At 46.1% G+C, this 16,751-nt stretch carries 17 protein-coding genes, 1 pseudogene and 4 riboswitches; of the genes and pseudogenes, 16 read left to right on the plus strand and 2 right to left on the minus strand.

Translation table 11 applies throughout. The features are described from left to right. Positions 1 to 14: 14 nt before the first annotated feature. Entirely contained in the window at positions 15 to 869 is an 855-nt protein-coding gene (locus tag LCY76_RS05255; protein WP_053355424.1) for a DUF1206 domain-containing protein, read from the minus strand. A gap of 147 nt (positions 870 to 1,016) precedes the next feature. Between LCY76_RS05255 and LCY76_RS05260 the strand changes: the two genes are divergently transcribed. The 15 genes from LCY76_RS05260 to LCY76_RS05330 all read left to right on the plus strand — a co-directional run bounded on the left by LCY76_RS05260 (position 1,017) and on the right by LCY76_RS05330 (position 13,253). Next, a complete protein-coding gene (locus LCY76_RS05260; protein WP_248251745.1) occupies positions 1,017 to 1,403 on the plus strand; it encodes an LSm family protein in 387 nt (128 codons plus the stop codon). 514 nt (positions 1,404 to 1,917) lie between these two features. Beyond that, a complete protein-coding gene (locus LCY76_RS05265; RefSeq protein ID WP_248251746.1) occupies positions 1,918 to 3,300 on the plus strand; it encodes a glycine--tRNA ligase in 1,383 nt (460 codons plus the stop codon). Between the two features lie 51 nt (positions 3,301 to 3,351). Beyond that, positions 3,352 to 3,457, plus strand: a riboswitch (TPP riboswitch). 95 nt (positions 3,458 to 3,552) lie between these two features. Then, a complete protein-coding gene (locus LCY76_RS05270; RefSeq protein WP_248251747.1) occupies positions 3,553 to 4,191 on the plus strand; it encodes a thiamine phosphate synthase in 639 nt (212 codons plus the stop codon). After that, complete coding sequence (thiO, locus tag LCY76_RS05275; protein ID WP_248251748.1) at positions 4,170 to 5,300, plus strand: glycine oxidase ThiO; 1,131 nt, start codon at positions 4,170 to 4,172, stop codon at positions 5,298 to 5,300. Before LCY76_RS05270 ends, thiO begins: the two co-directional genes overlap by 22 nt. Positions 5,301 to 5,305: 5 nt before the next feature. After that, positions 5,306 to 5,506: a sulfur carrier protein ThiS gene (gene thiS, locus LCY76_RS05280; protein WP_248251749.1), complete on the plus strand. Its 201-nt coding sequence runs from the start codon at positions 5,306 to 5,308 to the stop codon at positions 5,504 to 5,506. Between the two features lie 4 nt (positions 5,507 to 5,510). Beyond that, positions 5,511 to 6,275 (plus strand): thiazole synthase, encoded by a 765-nt coding sequence (locus tag LCY76_RS05285; RefSeq protein WP_053355418.1) that lies wholly within the window; start codon positions 5,511 to 5,513, stop codon positions 6,273 to 6,275. Continuing rightward, complete coding sequence (locus LCY76_RS05290) at positions 6,275 to 7,297, plus strand: thiazole biosynthesis adenylyltransferase ThiF (protein ID WP_248251750.1); 1,023 nt, start codon at positions 6,275 to 6,277, stop codon at positions 7,295 to 7,297. Before LCY76_RS05285 ends, LCY76_RS05290 begins: the two co-directional genes overlap by 1 nt. A gap of 7 nt (positions 7,298 to 7,304) precedes the next feature. Continuing rightward, a riboswitch (TPP riboswitch) is annotated at positions 7,305 to 7,409 on the plus strand. A gap of 170 nt (positions 7,410 to 7,579) precedes the next feature. Further along, complete coding sequence (locus tag LCY76_RS05295; RefSeq protein WP_248251751.1) at positions 7,580 to 8,866, plus strand: acetylornithine deacetylase; 1,287 nt, start codon at positions 7,580 to 7,582, stop codon at positions 8,864 to 8,866. Continuing rightward, a complete protein-coding gene (gene tenA, locus LCY76_RS05300; RefSeq protein WP_248251752.1) occupies positions 8,863 to 9,549 on the plus strand; it encodes a thiaminase II in 687 nt (228 codons plus the stop codon). Before LCY76_RS05295 ends, tenA begins: the two co-directional genes overlap by 4 nt. A 23-nt stretch (positions 9,550 to 9,572) precedes the next feature. Then, entirely contained in the window at positions 9,573 to 10,322 is a 750-nt protein-coding gene (locus LCY76_RS05305; protein WP_248251753.1) for an ABC transporter ATP-binding protein, read from the plus strand. Then, a complete protein-coding gene (locus tag LCY76_RS05310) occupies positions 10,297 to 11,097 on the plus strand; it encodes an ABC transporter permease (RefSeq protein ID WP_248251754.1) in 801 nt (266 codons plus the stop codon). Before LCY76_RS05305 ends, LCY76_RS05310 begins: the two co-directional genes overlap by 26 nt. Continuing rightward, positions 11,072 to 12,082: an ABC transporter substrate-binding protein gene (locus LCY76_RS05315; RefSeq protein ID WP_248251755.1), complete on the plus strand. Its 1,011-nt coding sequence runs from the start codon at positions 11,072 to 11,074 to the stop codon at positions 12,080 to 12,082. Before LCY76_RS05310 ends, LCY76_RS05315 begins: the two co-directional genes overlap by 26 nt. A 54-nt stretch (positions 12,083 to 12,136) precedes the next feature. Then, positions 12,137 to 12,277: a hypothetical protein gene (locus LCY76_RS05320; protein WP_248251756.1), complete on the plus strand. Its 141-nt coding sequence runs from the start codon at positions 12,137 to 12,139 to the stop codon at positions 12,275 to 12,277. A 100-nt stretch (positions 12,278 to 12,377) separates the two neighbouring features. Next, complete coding sequence (locus LCY76_RS05325) at positions 12,378 to 12,845, plus strand: GNAT family N-acetyltransferase (protein ID WP_248251757.1); 468 nt, start codon at positions 12,378 to 12,380, stop codon at positions 12,843 to 12,845. Positions 12,846 to 13,004: 159 nt separating this feature from the next. Beyond that, the gene (locus LCY76_RS05330; protein WP_248251758.1) at positions 13,005 to 13,253 is read left to right on the plus strand and encodes an HPr family phosphocarrier protein; all 249 of its coding nucleotides are present in this window, start codon (positions 13,005 to 13,007) and stop codon (positions 13,251 to 13,253) included. A gap of 230 nt (positions 13,254 to 13,483) precedes the next feature. On the opposite strand, the pseudogene LCY76_RS05335 reads toward LCY76_RS05330, so the two are convergent. Continuing rightward, positions 13,484 to 14,553 (minus strand): annotated as a pseudogene (locus tag LCY76_RS05335) (undecaprenyldiphospho-muramoylpentapeptide beta-N-acetylglucosaminyltransferase). Between the two features lie 125 nt (positions 14,554 to 14,678). Continuing rightward, positions 14,679 to 14,788, plus strand: a riboswitch (SAM riboswitch). Between the two features lie 100 nt (positions 14,789 to 14,888). Next, a riboswitch (SAM riboswitch) is annotated at positions 14,889 to 14,997 on the plus strand. A 110-nt stretch (positions 14,998 to 15,107) separates the two neighbouring features. Between LCY76_RS05335 and LCY76_RS05340 the strand changes: the two are divergent. Next, a complete protein-coding gene (locus LCY76_RS05340; protein WP_248251759.1) occupies positions 15,108 to 16,373 on the plus strand; it encodes a homoserine dehydrogenase in 1,266 nt (421 codons plus the stop codon). Positions 16,374 to 16,751: the final 378 nt, after the last annotated feature.

Genomic DNA, 16,751 nt, shown 5'->3' on the forward strand with positions numbered 1-16,751 from the left:
CTGTATAGAGATGATTAAGGATCGAGTCTTCGGTACTTCGCTTCAAAGAGCAAGTAGGCGCCATAAGCGACCAGTCCGAGAGCGACGATAGTAAGGAGCACTGGACCGAACGGCTGCTTTACAAGTTCAGCCAGAGCACCATCCAGCCCCTTTGTTTCATCTGGATCTGCCTGAATGGCTGTTCTGATTAAAAAGATGCCGATGATGGCGAATACTACACCATGTGCAAAAAGTCCGAACTTCCCGATATAACGTGCGGTCTTCCATTCTTTCTGATTCATCTCATGACGTTTAAGCCCTTTTTTGAATTTTTCCGTATAGGCCTTGTAGAAGTTATAAACCCCTATACCGATAAATACAGCACCAATAACCGCAATGATTGTTTGTCCGAAGGGCTGTGCCAGCGCTTTTGCGGATAAGGTCTGGTATTTTTGACTTGACGAGTTGGCACTCGCTCTGAAGATTATTTTGATTGCACTAACACATAGACTGAAATATATGGCAGCGATGATGAGATAACTGATTCGCGCCATCCATCCTTTTGCGTCATTTCCTTTATGTTCGGGGTCAAAGACCGTCATGATGACTTGCCACAGTGCATAGCCTGCAAGCCCCACAGCCAGCGCAGCGAGCATGACAGAGCCAAAGGGCTGCTTGGCAATGGTGTAGAGGGCACCTGAGGAAGTGGTTAATTTACCTTGCAAACCGAATGCTGTCATTACAGCAAGTATTCCAATGACAATATAAACGGCTCCTTTTGAGAAATGGCCGAAGCGGGCCATCCGGACGATCCATGGTGCAGCTTCATCTTTATATTCTTCTGCTTTTCTTTGGGCATGTTCTTTGTGCTGTGACAAATCTTTTTCCATAAAGGAGCCCCTTTCAAGGTTTCTATCTTCTATATACCCATTTTCTCCAATAGTTGAAACGGGCAGACTGCTGTCCACACCCGTTTTCCACAATTTGCATAAGATGCAGGGTAAGTACTGTAATCAGGGTAAAGAGGAGGTTTACTTTTGAAGGAACATTATTACGGTCTTTGCTGTCAGCATATTGGGCAAGACGTTGAAATTACCACCCATGACGGGAGTGTCTATAGAGGCTCCATCCAAAGCGTTAATACAGAAAATGTCTATCTCCTTCCCTATCATGACGATGGTTCAGGACGGTTCTTTCCGGTCCTTGGTGCAGCCTTGGTAGGTCTTGGACTCGGTTCCATTGCAGGGTTTGCCCTTGCGCCCCGTCCGTTCGCTTATGGCTACGGTTACGGTTACGGCGGGGTTGCACCATATCCTGGCGGCTATGGCGGTTTTCCGGGAGGGTACGGCGGTTTTCCGGGCGGATACGGCGGTTTTCCAGGCGGCTATGGAGGCTTCCCAGGTGGAGGCTTTGGCGGGTTTTGATAAGTAAAGATAAAAAACTCTTCGCTGATAACGTGAAGAGTTTTTTTGCTGTCTGAGAAATTGGCCTGTAAATGAGTGAGATTAGCATGTGAATCCGAAACATCGGCATGTAAAACCCCCACACCGGACAGTAAACACTCTTCAACCATCTTGAATGAACCGGAAACTTCTGGCTTATAATAGGGGAAAGGGCCAACTGGCTGAAAAAACTTGACAATACGGCTGAAAAATTGTACTATTTTCCCCATAATCTAAACATGTAAAGCTATGACAGACGAATAGTATCTGAGGTGCTTTTGTGAAAAGCGATCCGGGGGTGGTGGAAGCCCGGACAAAAGTTCAGAGAAACGGCAGTCTCGAGCGATTAATTGACCAAAGCGGATGCTTTTTTAAGCATCAATTAGGGTGGAACCGCGTGAGTATAAGCTCTCGTCCCTGGACAAGGATATTTGTCTATGGATGAGGGCTTTTTTGGTTGATTTAATTAGCATTTTCTAAAAAAGGAGAGATGGTCATGAGTGTGACAATGGAACAGATCGTCAACATGGCAAAACAGCGCGGATTTATTTTTCCGGGTTCAGAAATTTACGGAGGCTTGTCCAATACGTGGGATTACGGCCCGCTCGGCGTTGAACTGAAGAACAACGTGAAAAAAGCTTGGTGGAAAAAGTTTGTTCAGGAATCTCCATACAATGTTGGTTTGGATGCAGCGATTCTCATGAACCCGCAAACATGGGTAGCATCTGGACACATCGGAAACTTCAATGATCCAATGATCGACTGTAAGCAATGTAAAGCAAGACACCGTGCCGATAAATTGATTGAAGATGCACTTGCTGAAAAAGGAATCGAGAAGATTGTTGACGGGCTTTCTTTCGATGAAATGGAAAAGTTGATTGAAGAGCATAACATCGCATGTCCGGATTGTGATGCGCACGACTTTACATCTATCCGCCAGTTTAACCTGATGTTCAAAACGTTCCAGGGTGTAACGGAATCCAGCACGAACGAAATCTATCTTCGTCCCGAAACAGCACAAGGGATCTTTGTAAACTTTAAAAACGTGCAGCGTACGATGAGAAAGAAATTGCCGTTCGGGATCGCTCAGGTCGGCAAAAGCTTCCGTAATGAGATCACACCTGGTAACTTCACTTTCCGTACCCGTGAGTTCGAACAGATGGAGCTCGAGTTCTTCTGCAAGCCTGGCGAAGAACTGAAATGGTTTGATTTCTGGAAACAGTATGCTCACGATTTCTTATTGAATCTTGGCATGAAACAGGATAAGCTTCGCCTGCGTGACCATGAATCCGAAGAGCTTTCCCACTACAGCAACGCTACGACAGATTTTGAATACCAGTTCCCGTTTGGATGGGGAGAGCTTTGGGGCATCGCATCCCGTACTGATTTTGACCTTAAACGCCACAGCGAGCACTCTGGTGAAGACTTTAACTATATCGATCAAGAAACGAATGACCGTTACATCCCTTATTGCATCGAGCCTTCACTCGGCGCAGACCGTGTAACACTTGCGTTCTTGATCGACGCGTTTGAAGAGGAAGAGCTTGAAGGCGGAGATACAAGGGCTGTTCTTCACTTGCATCCAGCTCTTGCGCCGTTTAAAGCGGCAGTACTTCCTTTATCGAAAAAGCTTTCTGAAGAAGCAAGAGAAGTATTTGCCGGTCTTGCCAGCGACTTCATGGTTGATTTTGATGAAACAGGTTCCATCGGAAAACGTTACCGCAGACAGGATGAAATCGGAACTCCTTTCTGTATTACGTATGATTTTGATTCTAAAGAAGATCAGCAGGTAACGGTACGTGACCGCGACACAATGGAACAGGTCCGCATGCCGGTATCAGAGCTTCGATCCTTCCTGGAATCGAAGATCAAATTTTAATCTCTTTACATTTTTGACCTGAATGGTAAGATGAAGTTAATTAAATAACTATAGCAACACTGGGGGAGCCTTTGCCGGCTGAGACTGAACAACCTGTTCTAAACCCTTTGAACCTGATCTGGGTGATGCCAGCGTAGGGAAGTGGAATCTGCACTGTATGACACATATAGCTGCTCTTGATTAGAAAACAGATAATCAGCCACTCTTTGCGAAAAGGGTGGCTTTTTTGCATGGGGAAAAGGAGGATGCAAGGTGGGGAAATTCGAGTTTCATGTAATGACGAATGGAAGGAAGCAGCCTGACGAAATCATCTCGGCCGCATCCATCCTGGCTCCATATGTGACATGCATACATATCAGGGAAAAAGACAGAAGTGCCAGTGAGATTTTCAATCTGGCAGAGAGATTGAAGAGAGCAGGATTGGGCCGGGAGCAGATCTATATCAATGACCGTGTGGATGTAGCCGTTGCTTCGGGAGCTGAAGGCGTTCACTTAAAAGGCTCCAGTCTTGATCCGGAAATCGTACACCGCTATTTTAGCGGGCTGAGAATCGGCCAATCCGTTCATTCCATAGATGAAGCGCTCTATGCTGAAGAAAAAGGAGCTCATTATTTGTTTTACGGGCACGTTTTTAAAACAGGAAGCAAAAAAGGGAGCGAGCCGCGGGGTCTGGATCAATTGCGGGAGGTTGCTGATGCGGTCACTGTTCCAGTTATCGCCATCGGAGGAGTTACACCGAGTAATACTAGTGAACTCATAAAAGCGGGCGCAAAAGGAATCGCCGTCATGTCGGGGATCTGGTCGGCGACGGATCCGGGTTTAGTAGCGAAAGGCTATGCGGAAGCTCTTAAGAAGGAGGAAATGTCAAAATGCCCAGGCACTATGATGTGATCATTGCTGGGGGGGGGATAATCGGCTGTGCCATTGCTTACTATTTGCGCAAACATACAGAGTATACCGTGCTTGTGATTGAAAAGAACCGAATAGGCAGTGAAGCTTCATCGGCCGCTGCAGGCATGCTTGGAGCGCAGGCAGAACTGAATGAGGCAGGGCCTCTTTACACGATGGCCCGTGAGAGCAGGAGTCTTTTTCCTGAGTTAAGCAGGGAACTGAAGGAAATCAGCGGGATCGACATTGAGTTTATAGACAAAGGCCTGTTTAAAGCGGCAAAAAATAAAAAGGAAAGACTCCGATTGCAGCAACTCACTGATTTTCACAACGATAACGGCCAGCCGGCAGAGTGGATCAGCGGATCGGAGCTTTTGAAAATGGAGCCGATGCTGTCAAAAGAATTGGAAGGTGCAATGTATTTGCCGAAAGACGGCCAGGTCAATCCATCTCAATTGACGAAAGCCTTTGCCCAATCGGCAGCAAAGCTTGGAGCTGATTTTTTAGATTATACCGAAGCAGCCGGTTTCGAAATAGGCCGGTCAGGGATTGGAATCCAAACGAGCGCGGGTATGTTTTTCGGAGAGAAGGCAGTGCTCGCATCAGGCGTCTGGACAGGGAAGCTGGCGGCCCAGACCGGATTGCACATGCCTCTTTTTCCAGTAAAGGGAGAGTGTATTTCTTTAACCTTTTTAGAACCGGTCATTACATCAACTGTCATCTCAGATGAATGCTATCTTGTCCCTAAGCAAGGAGGCAGGCTCGTAATCGGAGCAACCATGGAAGCAGGTACATACGACAGAAAGGTTAGAGCAAAGGGAGTGTTGGAACTGCTGACAAAAGCGCGTGAAGTCCTTCCTGCCATCGAACAGGGCGAATGGGAGAAGGCATGGACAGGGTTTCGGCCGCAAACTCCTGATGGCCTCCCGTACATGGGGAAACATCCTTACCATAAAGACTTGTACATTGCGGCAGGCCATTTTCGCAATGGCATCCTGCTCAGTCCGCTGACAGGGCGATGGATGGCAGAGCTGCTGATCGGAAATCTGCAGGAAGAAAGATTAAAAGAGTTTGCGCCAGACCGGTTTGCCTATGAAAAGATGAAAGGATGAGTCTCATGAAACTGATGGTTAACGGAACAGCCTTAGATATAGCCTCAGCCCGTACAGTCCAGGAACTTCTGGGAGAGTTAAAGCTTGCCGGCAAAGGGGCAATCGTTGAATTGAATCAAGAAATTTTGGATAAAAGCCAACACGCAGAAACGCGTTTAGCAGATGGTGACAAAATAGAAATCGTACATTTTGTAGGAGGAGGATGAAGTTATGCTGAAGATTGGAAACTATGAATTTCGCTCCAGATTGCTTTTAGGGACAGGTAAATTCCCTGATTTTGATGTCCAAAAAGAGGCAGTAAGGGTGTCGGGCACGGAAATCCTTACATTTGCCGTAAGAAGGATGAACATTTTTGATCCTGACCAGCCAAACTTTTTAGAAAAGCTGGAGGCAGAGAACTTTACGCTTCTGCCGAACACGGCGGGTGCGAAAACGGCAGAAGAAGCGGTTAGAATCGCGAAGCTGGCAAAAGCTTCGGGGCTATGTGATATGATAAAGGTAGAAGTGATAGGAGATTTTAAAACTCTTTTGCCTGATCCGCTGGAAACGCTGCGGGCTTCAGAAATGCTGTTGGAAGAGGGGTTTACGGTCTTGCCCTATGCTTCAGATGATGTCATTCTTGCACAAAAATTAGAGGAACTTGGCGTGCATGCCATAATGCCCGGAGCTTCCCCCATTGGATCTGGCCTCGGGATCATCAACCCGTTGAACATAAGCCTTATTATTGAGCAGGCCAATATCCCAGTGATTGTAGATGCGGGCATCGGATCACCGGCTGATGCGGCGGCGGCCATGGAGTTGGGGGCTGATGGAGTACTGCTGAATTCAGCGGTATCAGGGGCCGATAATCCAGTAAAAATGGCCGAGGCGATGAAGCTTGCCATTGAAGCCGGCCGTCTCGGGTATGAAGCGGGAAGAATTCCAAAGAAAAGGTATGCAGCGGCAAGCAGTCCGCTGGAGGGAATGAGTATTTAATGAATGATCGCTACTCCAGGCAGATGTTATTCGAGCCTATAGGAGAAGAGGGACAGGATCTCTTGTCTGATAAACATGTTGTGATTATCGGTGCGGGTGCGCTCGGAACCGGCAATGCAGAAATTCTTGCCCGCGCGGGTGTGGGCAGGATCACGATTGCTGACCGTGACTATGTAGAATGGAGCAACCTCCAGCGCCAGCAGCTTTTCAGCGAGGAAGATGCAAAGTACCGGATGCCTAAAGCGGTAGCTGCAAGAGAACGGCTGGAACAGGTTAATTCCGATATCCACGTAGAGGGCCTTGTTTTGGATGCAGGAGCTGAAGAACTGAGGGAACTGACGGAGTTTGCCGATCTGATCATTGATGCGACAGATAATTTTGATACGCGTTTGCTGATCAATGACATCTCCCAGGAGAAGAAGATTCCTTGGATTTACGGCGCATGCGTTGGAAGCTACGGACTCAGTTATGTGATTTTACCCGGGGAGACGCCTTGTCTAAGCTGTCTCCTGGAAAAGGTGCCGATGGGCGGAGCAACGTGTGATACGGCGGGAATCATTGCGCCTGTTGTCCAAATGGTTGTCGCTCACCAGACGTCTGAAGCACTGAAGCTGCTGACGGGCAACACCGCTGCACTCCGCAACAAACTGGTTTCCTTTGATGTATGGAACAATCATTATTTGGCGATGGATGTCCAAAAGCTAAAAAAAACGGACTGTCCTTCCTGTGGAAAGCATCCTCAGTATCCGCATCTGAATCCTGAAAATCAGACGAAGACAGCTGTTCTCTGCGGAAGGAACACCGTCCAGATCCGTCCTTCGGAAAAGGGAGAAAGGGATTTGGATGAGCTTTCTTTGTCCCTGTCGCGGCTTGGCGGGAAAGTGGAACAGAACCCTTATCTGCTTTCATACAGCAATCAAGAAGAACAGCGGCTTGTCTTTTTCAAGGACGGACGCGTACTGATTCACGGCACGAAAGATATAACAGAAGCGAAAAATCTCTATTACAGTTTAATAGGATAATGAAATAGCAATCTGCTAGGGGGGCCGTACGGCTGAGACTGAACCTTTGTGTTCTAGACCCTTGGAACCTGATCTGGATTATACCAGCGGAGGGAAGCACGCTGAAGCAACAAGCTGATTCAGAATAGATGACCTCAGCAAAAACCTCAGCCGCCATCTCCCATGAAGGCGGCTTTTTGCGTGGATTTCTTCGGTGCCAGGCACCGCCGTTACACAAGTGTGTAAAGCCTGGTGCCAGGCACCAGGATAATTGGCACCAGATAAAAGATAAAGGAGGCTGCCATGAGCGGATTACGAGAGAAGATTAATAGATTAGCGGAGGAGAGACAGGAGAGGCTGATTGAGATTTTAAGAGAGCTCGTTGCCTTCCAGACGGTCAGTCCTCCTGCAAGAAACACAGAAGAGGCACAAAGCTGCGTGAAATCCATCCTCTCTGGCCTTGGATTTAAGACGGAGGAGTGGGAGCTGTTTCCTGGCGACAAGATTGTCGCAGGATCAAAACAAGGAGATGCCTCAGAGGAATATCAAAGCCTTCTTCTTAACGGCCACATTGATGTCGTGGCTGTCGGGGATGAAACGCAATGGAAGTATCCGCCGTTTGTGCTGACGGAGGAAGATGGATGGCTCTATGGACGGGGCACAGCAGACATGAAGGGAGGCATGGCCTCTTCTCTGTTTGCTCTTCAGCTTCTTCAAGAGCTGGGGATCAAGCTGAAAGGGGACCTCTTTTTTCAATCAGTAACCGGCGAAGAAGCCGGGGAAGCGGGTACCAAATCCTGCATAGACCGGGGAATGAAAGCTGACTTTGCGCTCGTGGCTGATACGTCCAATCTTGAGATTCATGGACAAGGCGGCGTCATCACAGGCTGGATCACGATAAAAGGTAAAGAGACCTTTCATGATGGCCTTCGCTCGCGGATGATTCATGCAGGCGGCGGAATAATAGGAGCGAGCGCCATTGAAAAAATGATGAAGATTATAGAAGGGCTGCAGGAACTTGAACGGCATTGGGCAGTAACCAAAACATATCCAAACTTTCCGTTCGGAAGCACGACCATCAATCCCTCTGTCATTGAAGGAGGCAGGAATGCTGCATTCATCGCTGATGAATGCAAACTCTGGGTTACTGTTCATTATTACCCGAATGAGACGTATGAAGATGTCGCAAAAGAAATTGAGGAGCACATTATTGCTATAGCAAAGGCCGATCCATGGCTGAAAAACAACCTGCCTCTGTTTAAGTGGGGAGGAATATCCATGATTGAGGAGAAGGGTGAAATCTTTCCTGCACTTGATGTTGATCACAATCATGAAGCATTGGCAGTACTGGAAGAACAGCATAATGCCGTTTCAGAACAGAAAGCTGCTGTTTCGATGTCGCCGACCGTTACAGATGCGGGGTGGCTTGGACAGGCGGGAATCCCAACTGTCATTTATGGCCCGGGAGAGCTGAACGAAGCCCATGCTGTCAATGAAAAGGTGAGGATTCAACAGTTACTGGAGCATTCAAAGGTTCTCGCCGGATTTATTGCAAAGTGGTGCAATACAGAAAGGAGCAATAAACCATGACAAAGTCAAAGGAAGAACGATTTACAGATAGATTACACAGAAACGTGGAACCAATCTGGATGCATACTCATCTGCATCCGTTTGTTCAGGGCATTAAAGATGGTTCCTTGCCGAAAGAGCGCTTTGGTTATTACATGAAACAGGATTATGTGTTTTTAAAGGATTATGCAAAGCTCTTTGCGTTAGGGACGATAAAATCCAAGGATACAGAGACGATGAGCTGGTTTTCAAGCCTGCTTCATGAAACATTGAATACAGAAATGGATCTTCACCGCGAGTACTGCCATGAAATTGGCATCGAGCCCGAGGAATTGGAGGCTGAGCAGGCTTCTCCAATTAACCTTGCGTACACTCGCTATATGCTGAACGCCTCCCAGCAGGGAACACTTGCTGAGTTGATCTCATGCATGCTGCCGTGCATGTGGAGCTACCACGAGATCGGAACGCTATTAAAGAGGGAAGCAGGCAGCCTCGCAGAGCATCCGTATACCCGATGGATTGAGATGTATGCATCAGAAGAGTTCGGTGCACTTGCACAGTGGCTGATTAATGAACTGAACAAGTTGGCGAAAGATAAGACAGAACAGGAATTGGCGGTGCTGGAGGAGCATTTCCTGACCACATCGCGCTTTGAATTCATGTTTTGGGATATGGTGTATTACGGTCATGGGTGGCCGGTGTAATCACCTTTTGAAGGAGAGTTTTTATGTCAATAATCTTTAAGAATGTATCTTATTCTTTTACGGAGCAAGAACAAGCCCTCCCGCTTCTCAAGAACATCAATTTTGCAGCAGCGCCCGGAGAATTTGTATCGATCATCGGCAAGAGCGGAACCGGAAAAAGTACCCTGCTCAAGCTTGCCTGTGGACTGGAGAAACCTGATCAGGGAGAGATTATCGTACATGAGAAGCCAGTCTATCCTGGAGCGGCGGGATACATGCCTCAGAAGGATTTACTTCTGCCTTGGTGTACGGTCATGGAAAATCTTCTTCTTGCTCCTGAGATTCAGAACCAGAAGGGACAGAAAGTAGAAGAGGGGGATTCATGGCTGAAAAAAGTAGGACTGTGGAATTACCGGAATGCTTATCCGCATGAACTTTCAGGGGGGATGCGCCAAAGAATAGCCTTTCTCCGCACCCTGCTGACTGGAAAAGAAGTACTTCTTCTTGATGAACCATTCGGTGCTTTAGATGCGATGACTAAAAAGGAAATGCACGAATGGATTTCTTCCCTATGGAAGGATTTAAACAAAACCATTCTTTTGGTTACACATGATCTTCATGAAGCGGTTTTTTTAAGTGACCGAATCATCTTGCTGCATCCATCTGGTGAAACAGAAGAGGTAAAGATTAGGCTTCCGAGGCCGAGAAATAGAGTATTAACGAATGAGATGGTGGGATTAATCAATAAATTGGAGAGCAGAATTACAAATGAACAGCATGAAACGATTTTTTAAAGACTATTATTTATTTTTGGCTGCTGCTGCCGTCTTGCTCGTACTATGGGAATGGCTTGTGAGGACAGACAAGGTGCCTTCGTTTATTTTGCCGGCCCCTACAGGAATCCTCGTTTCGCTCTTTGAAAACAAAGAGGTTCTTCTAGGACATACCTGGGCGACATTCAAGGAAGCCATCCTCGGTTTTTTAATCGCAGCCGTTGCAGGTGTTTCGCTTGCTGTTGCCATGTTTTTTTTCAAATCTGTACAGAAAATGGTCTATCCTGCGGTCTTGATCTCCCAGACGATACCGATCATTGCACTGTCTCCGATCTTTGTCCTTTGGTTCGGCTACAGCATCTGGAGCAAAGTGGCGGTTACCGTGCTGATTGCCTTCTTTCCCATCGTCGTCAGCACGTATGATGGTTTGAACCATCATGACCGAGATTATGTGGATCTTCTGCGTTCCATGGGAGCACGGAGATGGCAGGTCTTCAAAAAGGTGCAGCTGCCAATGGCGCTTCCGGCTTTCTTTTCAGGGATAAAACTCGCCGCTGTATTTTCAGTAGTAGGAGCGACGATCGGCGAATGGCTTGGTGCCAGCGAGGGGCTTGGCTATTATTCCAGAAGGATGTCGGGAAGCCTGAATGCAGAAGGAGTATTTTCTGCTATTTTTCTATTGTCATTGCTCGGGATCTGTTTGTTCGGAGCAGCTGCACTCGCAGAAAAACAAATGTTTAAATGGAAAGCTAACAGAGAGGATGTACAACATGAACAAATGGATAAAACGAAGTAGCTGGCTCTTCTTTGGGAGCCTGCTTCTCCTATTAAGTGCTTGTTCCTCAGGGGACACAGCCAATCAAGGAGGAAAAGGGGATTTTAAAAAAGTGAGCATCATGCTCGATTGGTATCCGAATGCAGTACATGCCGGCATTTATGACGCCATCGAAAAAGGATATTTTAAGAAAGAAGGCATCCAGGTTGATGTGAAGATGCCAGCAGAAACGAACGATCCGTTGAAACTGGTGGCTGCCGGCAGGACCGATCTTGCATTAACGTACCAGCCTCAGGTCGTTCTTTCCAGGTCAGAAGATATTCCTGTTGTTTCTTTGGGAGCGCTGGTCAGGCATCCATTAAACCATTTGATGGTTCCTAAAAACAGTTCAATTCGTTCACCCAAAGATCTGGAAGGGAAGAATGTAGGCTATCCTTCTATTCCCATCAATGAAGCGATGGTCAAAACAATGGTGAAACATGATGGAGGCAATCCTGAAAAAGTGAAGATGACAGATGTCGGCTGGGATATCATCCCCGCGATGGCGGCTCACAAAGCTGATGGAATATCTGGAGGGTACATCAACCATGAACAGATCCTTTTGAATAAAGAGGGCCATCCTGTACGGTCCATTGATCCTGTAAAGTACGGTGTTCCTGATTATTATGAGCTCGTTCTTGTTTCCAGTGAAGATGGACTGAAAAAGAACCGAAAGCTTTACCAGAAGTTTTGGCATGCGCTGGAAAAAGGCCAAAAGGATGTACACAATCATCCTGACCAGGCACTGAATGTCTTATTTAAGCATGAAAACAAAGAATTCCCGCTGGATCAAAACGTAGAAAAGAAAAGCCTGCAGATCCTGCTGCCTTTAATGGACAGCGGAAGGAAGCCTTTTGGCTATCAGGACAAGCGTTCATGGAAAAACGTTTCGGATTGGCTCTATGAAACCGATATGATTAAAAAGAAGGAAGATCCACGGAACGCTTATATTAATTTTATGCAATAGAAGAATAGACTCCTCGAAAATGGTTACGGTAATAACCAAAGAGGAGGTGCCGTTATGGCTAACAGTGAAAAAATCCGCAAGCAAAACGCTGAACAGCGAAAAGGGAAAGTTGATATTCCAAAAGGAACGTTTGCCGATCCGATTGCCAATCAGGGAGACATAGCTGAAGCAAAAAATATCAAAGAGAATAAATAGCAAGGAAGGCGCACTCTAATCAATGGGTGCGCTTTTTCTTATCTGGAAAGAACGATAGTATACAGGTTATGATGGATTCAGATAAAAGGGGGAAACTGTTGTGCTGACATGGGCGAAGAGCGGTCCTGACAAAGCTATGGACGAACTGGAGATCATGAACACCAATCCGTTTTACAATAAGCTGTTTTACGGTCGCGGCGAAGTGACATTTGAAGAGGTGACGGAAGAATTAAAGGAATTGGAGGGCTCTCCGAGACAACGCTATTTGATTAAAGCGGATGGCAACAACGCTGCGATCGTTGAGTACATTCTGAACAACCCGAAAGATCATAAACCGTGGCTCGGATTTTTAATGGTACACAGCACCTTCCACAAACAGGGGATCGCAAAGGAAATCTATCTTGCGTGCGAAGAAGAGATAAAGAAAAATAACAAACAATACTTGCGTCTCGGTGTACTTAGCGGGAATATCCCTGCGCTCTCTTTTTGGTACAGGATGGGTTTTGCAGAAATAGAAGTAAAGGAAAGCGAGGGAAAGCTTCTTCATATTCTTGAAAAATCTCTTTAAACCGCTAATCAAGTCTTTTTTCCTAAATTCATTCTTACTCACATAAAGGCGAGTGTGCACGCATATCCTCATTGGTGTGCATAAAAGCTAAACCAGCTTAACATGTGCTTAATGATAGTACATTAAAATGGCAGGGAAGAAGAATAGGAGTGAAAGGTAATGAAGACATATTGCTTTTTGCAGGAAAAAATGGATTCTGCGACAATTAACAAGCTCGTTCTTAAGGCGAACGAATATGAAGAGTGCCAGATCTATTTTGAACTTGATAACTGCCAGATGAACGCCAAAAGCATGCTTAGTATGAGCAAGCTTCGCGGTATTGCCGGGCTATGCTGCATATCTGCCCAGGGCATGGATAAACAGCACGCATTGGAAGGTCTGAGACAGATCTGCGCTGGGAAAATATAACCATAAGAAATAATCGGGCGAACTATGATTTTTGAACATATTTCGGATTTTTTGAAAATAATTGAGCCGAATTTGAACATAAATCCTTATTTCAGCGATTTGACAAATTCATTTCAGCTTTCTGTCCCGACGCACAATAGATAAGCTTGCACCGCATTATTTGGGCCAAGCTTATCTATGGCTTATTCCTCTCCTGGCTTTTCCCCATCTCAGAGGAGGAATGGGGAAAGTCATCTTTTTGCTTCTTCATTAATGATGGAAAACAGCTGGTCTAACGCATTACTAAGCTGGCTTTCTTCCATTCTTCTGATATAGGCTTCCTGATTTGAATAAAGCTGCTCGATGCCTTGCAGAAGGGATTCAGCATTCAGGTCTTCCTCAAACAGAACTTCGCAATAGCCTTGTTTTTCAAATGATCGGGCATTTTCAATCTGGTCTCCGCGGCTTGCTTCTTTAGAGAGTGGAATGAGAAGCATTGGCTTTCTCAGTGACAAAAACTCAAAGATAGAATTAGAGCCTGCTCTTGAAATGACAAAATCCGTTGCTGCAAGGATATCTGGGAGCTCATCCGATACATATTCGAACTGGATATAGCCTTTTTTCAGAGTGGAAGAATCCTTCTGGCCTTTTCCGCAAAGATGAATGATTTGAAAGCGGGGAAGCAGAGCGTCCAGGCTTAATCTTACGGCCTCATTTATTTTTTTTGATCCAAGACTTCCTCCCATGATCAAGATGATCGATTTACCAGGAGTCAAACCACAGAAAGCTCTCCCCTTGGCTGCGATCCCTTCATGCAGCTCCTTACGGATAACCGCACCGGCGTATACCGCTTTTTCCCTTGGGAGATGATCAGCGGTTTCAGGGAACGTTGTACACACTTTGTTAGCGAACGGAAGTGAAAGACGGTTTGCAAGCCCTGGACTAAGATCGGATTCATGGGATACAATCGGCACCTTGTTCATCCGGCTGCCGAGGATTACGGGAACAGATACGAACCCCCCTTTGAAAAGACTACGTCTGGTTTTATGGTCTTGATGAGCCGAAATGCTTCAAATGCTCCTTTCATGACACGGAACGGATCTTTAAAATTGTTCCAGTCAAAATAGCGCCTTAGTTTACCAGTAGAGATGCTGTAATAGCGGACGCCTTCGATGGTTTCTGTCAGTTTCCGTTCAATTCCTCCTTTGGAACCGATATAGCTGACTTCCCAGCCTTCTTTTAAGAACAAAGGAATCAGCGCCAGGTTAACAGAGACGTGCCCGGTGGAACCTCCCCCGGTGAATACGATTTTCTTGCCCAAACCTTCCACCCCTTTTATTTATGTGTTTCTATCATACCAAAAATAATCTGCAATGATTCCAGAAATATCTGAATAATGGTTGACGCTCTCCTGTCTGCCGTGATAGAGTAAGACTAATTTAATGAAGCTTATCAAGAGCGGCGGAGGGAAAGGCCCAATGAAGCCCGGCAACCTTCAAGTATTCTACTTGAAAAGGTGCTAAATCCTTCAAAGGTAAAACTTTGGGAGATAAGAGACGGATCGGAACCATACAGCTCTCTTATCTTCGTGATAAGGGGGTTTTTTGTACTAAAAAAATAAAGTGCTACATAACATGTTTCAATCTCATGATAATACTCTTATCCAGAGTGGCGGAGGGAAAGGCCCGATGAAGCCCGGCAACCTTCAAGTATTCTACTTGAAAAGGTGCTACTACCTGCAGGAAAGAACCCTGGATGATAAGAGGAGGCCGGACTGCAGACCTCTTCTTTAGGAAGAGGTTTTTTCTTTTGCCATCATACAGATACCATTCATCCACTAATAAGAAATTTACTTTTGAAGAAGGAGTGATTGTATTGAAAGAATTAAAAATAGCACTGCTGGGTCTGGGGACTGTAGGATCCGGTGTATATACATCCATCATGGATAGAAAAGGAGCTTTAGAAGAATTGCTGGGTCATCGTCTGAAGCTGTCCAGTATTTTGATTAAGGATTCTTCCAAAGCAAGGCCTTTCGTAAAGGGGGTACCGTTGACGTCCGAATTCGAGAAGGCGATCGGAGAAGAAGTGCCTGATGTGGTCATTGAGGCGATTGGCGGAATCGAGCCTGCACGGTCTTACATCATACAATCACTTGAAGCGGGATGCCATGTGATTTCCGCGAATAAAGATTTGATCGCCCGGCATGGAGAAGAATTAACAGAGCGTGCTGCCGCAAAGGGTGTCCGTTTTGTCTATGAAGCGAGCGTAGGCGGAGGAATACCGATTTTGAGAACATTGAGGGAACTTTTAAGAATCAATCGGATTCAGCATGTAGAAGCCATTTTAAACGGAACGTCCAACTTCATTCTTTCGTACATGAGAACGACAGGTTCCTCGTTTGAAAAAGCGCTGGAACTGGCACAGAAAAAAGGATATGCAGAGCCGGATCCGACAAATGACATCGAAGGCTTGGACGCATTTTACAAAGCGATGGTGCTGAGCAAATGGATTTATGGCGTGCAGCCATCCTGGGAAGAAGTGCAGGTGGAGGGGATTGGAAATGTGCTTCTTGAGGAGATTCAACTGGCTGAGCAGATGGGGCTTCGGCTGAAGCATCTCGTCCTTTTAAACGATAGACTTGATCTCCAGGTACAGCCTGTATTTGTGGATAGCGATCATCCGCTGTATGGTGTGGAAGGCGTGGACAATGCCATCCGTATTCAGACAGACCTTCTCGGCTGTTTGACCTTGCAAGGGCCGGGAGCTGGTGCAGAAGCAACAGCAAGTGCCATTGTGGAAGACTTATTATCGATCTATGAAACTAGGGAAATATATAGAAACAAACCGGCTGTATCGGAACTCTGCCCTAAGAAACAAGAACAAGAGGTGAATACCTACCTTCTCGTCGGTGAAAAAATTAATTTTACAAAGGAAAGGATTTCAGCAATTGAAAAGCATGGAATCATTATAGACCGGACTTCTCTTCGTTTTCAGCCTATTTCCCTTGCTGCCCTGCTTTATGAAGGGCCGCTCCCTCTGGAACAGGAGGATGAGTTCATTTCAGTGATCAGCATCTATCCGGTCCGTCTGTCAAAAAGCGGTAAGGGGATAGAGAAAGAAAAGGTGCCGGTGGCCGAATAGAAACAGGAATATCCGTGGAGAGTCGGCTCTCTGCGGATTTTTTTACCCATCATGTTGACAATGGAAAGGATTTTACATATGATGGAAGTAACAAAAGGAAGGGAGTTGTATGGATGAGCGTTCACGTTCTTAACTAAGCGAATTGGATAGTTGGAGCAAAAAGGCCGTGCTTGAAGCGGTTGTATTCTTGATGTCTTTTTGCGGCCACCAATAGTTAAGAACAGCGGTCAGCATACAACATTTTCATTTTCGTGTACGTATTTTGTGCAGCGAACGATGCCGCGCTCTTTGGGCGTATTTTTTTATGCTTTTTACAGCTTCCATAAGTCAGGGGACAGCTGTATGGAGAGGCGTATCCTTCCACACGAAAATTGATTA

Origin of the sequence: Fictibacillus marinisediminis (assembly GCF_023149135.1) — a bacterium.
Lineage (GTDB): Bacteria > Bacillota > Bacilli > Bacillales > Fictibacillaceae > Fictibacillus_C > Fictibacillus_C marinisediminis.

Coding starts and splice junctions, on each gene's coding strand:
- tenA (WP_248251752.1), top strand. CDS start 8,863: ATGACAAAGTCAAAGGAAGAACGATTTACAGATAGATTACACAGAAAC.
- LCY76_RS05320 (WP_248251756.1), top strand. CDS start 12,137: ATGGCTAACAGTGAAAAAATCCGCAAGCAAAACGCTGAACAGCGAAAA.
- LCY76_RS05305 (WP_248251753.1), top strand. CDS start 9,573: ATGTCAATAATCTTTAAGAATGTATCTTATTCTTTTACGGAGCAAGAA.
- thiS (WP_248251749.1), top strand. CDS start 5,306: ATGAAACTGATGGTTAACGGAACAGCCTTAGATATAGCCTCAGCCCGT.
- LCY76_RS05310 (WP_248251754.1), top strand. CDS start 10,297: ATGAACAGCATGAAACGATTTTTTAAAGACTATTATTTATTTTTGGCT.
- LCY76_RS05330 (WP_248251758.1), top strand. CDS start 13,005: ATGAAGACATATTGCTTTTTGCAGGAAAAAATGGATTCTGCGACAATT.
- LCY76_RS05290 (WP_248251750.1), top strand. CDS start 6,275: ATGAATGATCGCTACTCCAGGCAGATGTTATTCGAGCCTATAGGAGAA.
- thiO (WP_248251748.1), top strand. CDS start 4,170: ATGCCCAGGCACTATGATGTGATCATTGCTGGGGGGGGGATAATCGGC.
- LCY76_RS05285 (WP_053355418.1), top strand. CDS start 5,511: ATGCTGAAGATTGGAAACTATGAATTTCGCTCCAGATTGCTTTTAGGG.
- LCY76_RS05315 (WP_248251755.1), top strand. CDS start 11,072: ATGAACAAATGGATAAAACGAAGTAGCTGGCTCTTCTTTGGGAGCCTG.
- LCY76_RS05265 (WP_248251746.1), top strand. CDS start 1,918: ATGAGTGTGACAATGGAACAGATCGTCAACATGGCAAAACAGCGCGGA.
- LCY76_RS05295 (WP_248251751.1), top strand. CDS start 7,580: ATGAGCGGATTACGAGAGAAGATTAATAGATTAGCGGAGGAGAGACAG.
- LCY76_RS05255 (WP_053355424.1), bottom strand. CDS start 869: ATGGAAAAAGATTTGTCACAGCACAAAGAACATGCCCAAAGAAAAGCA.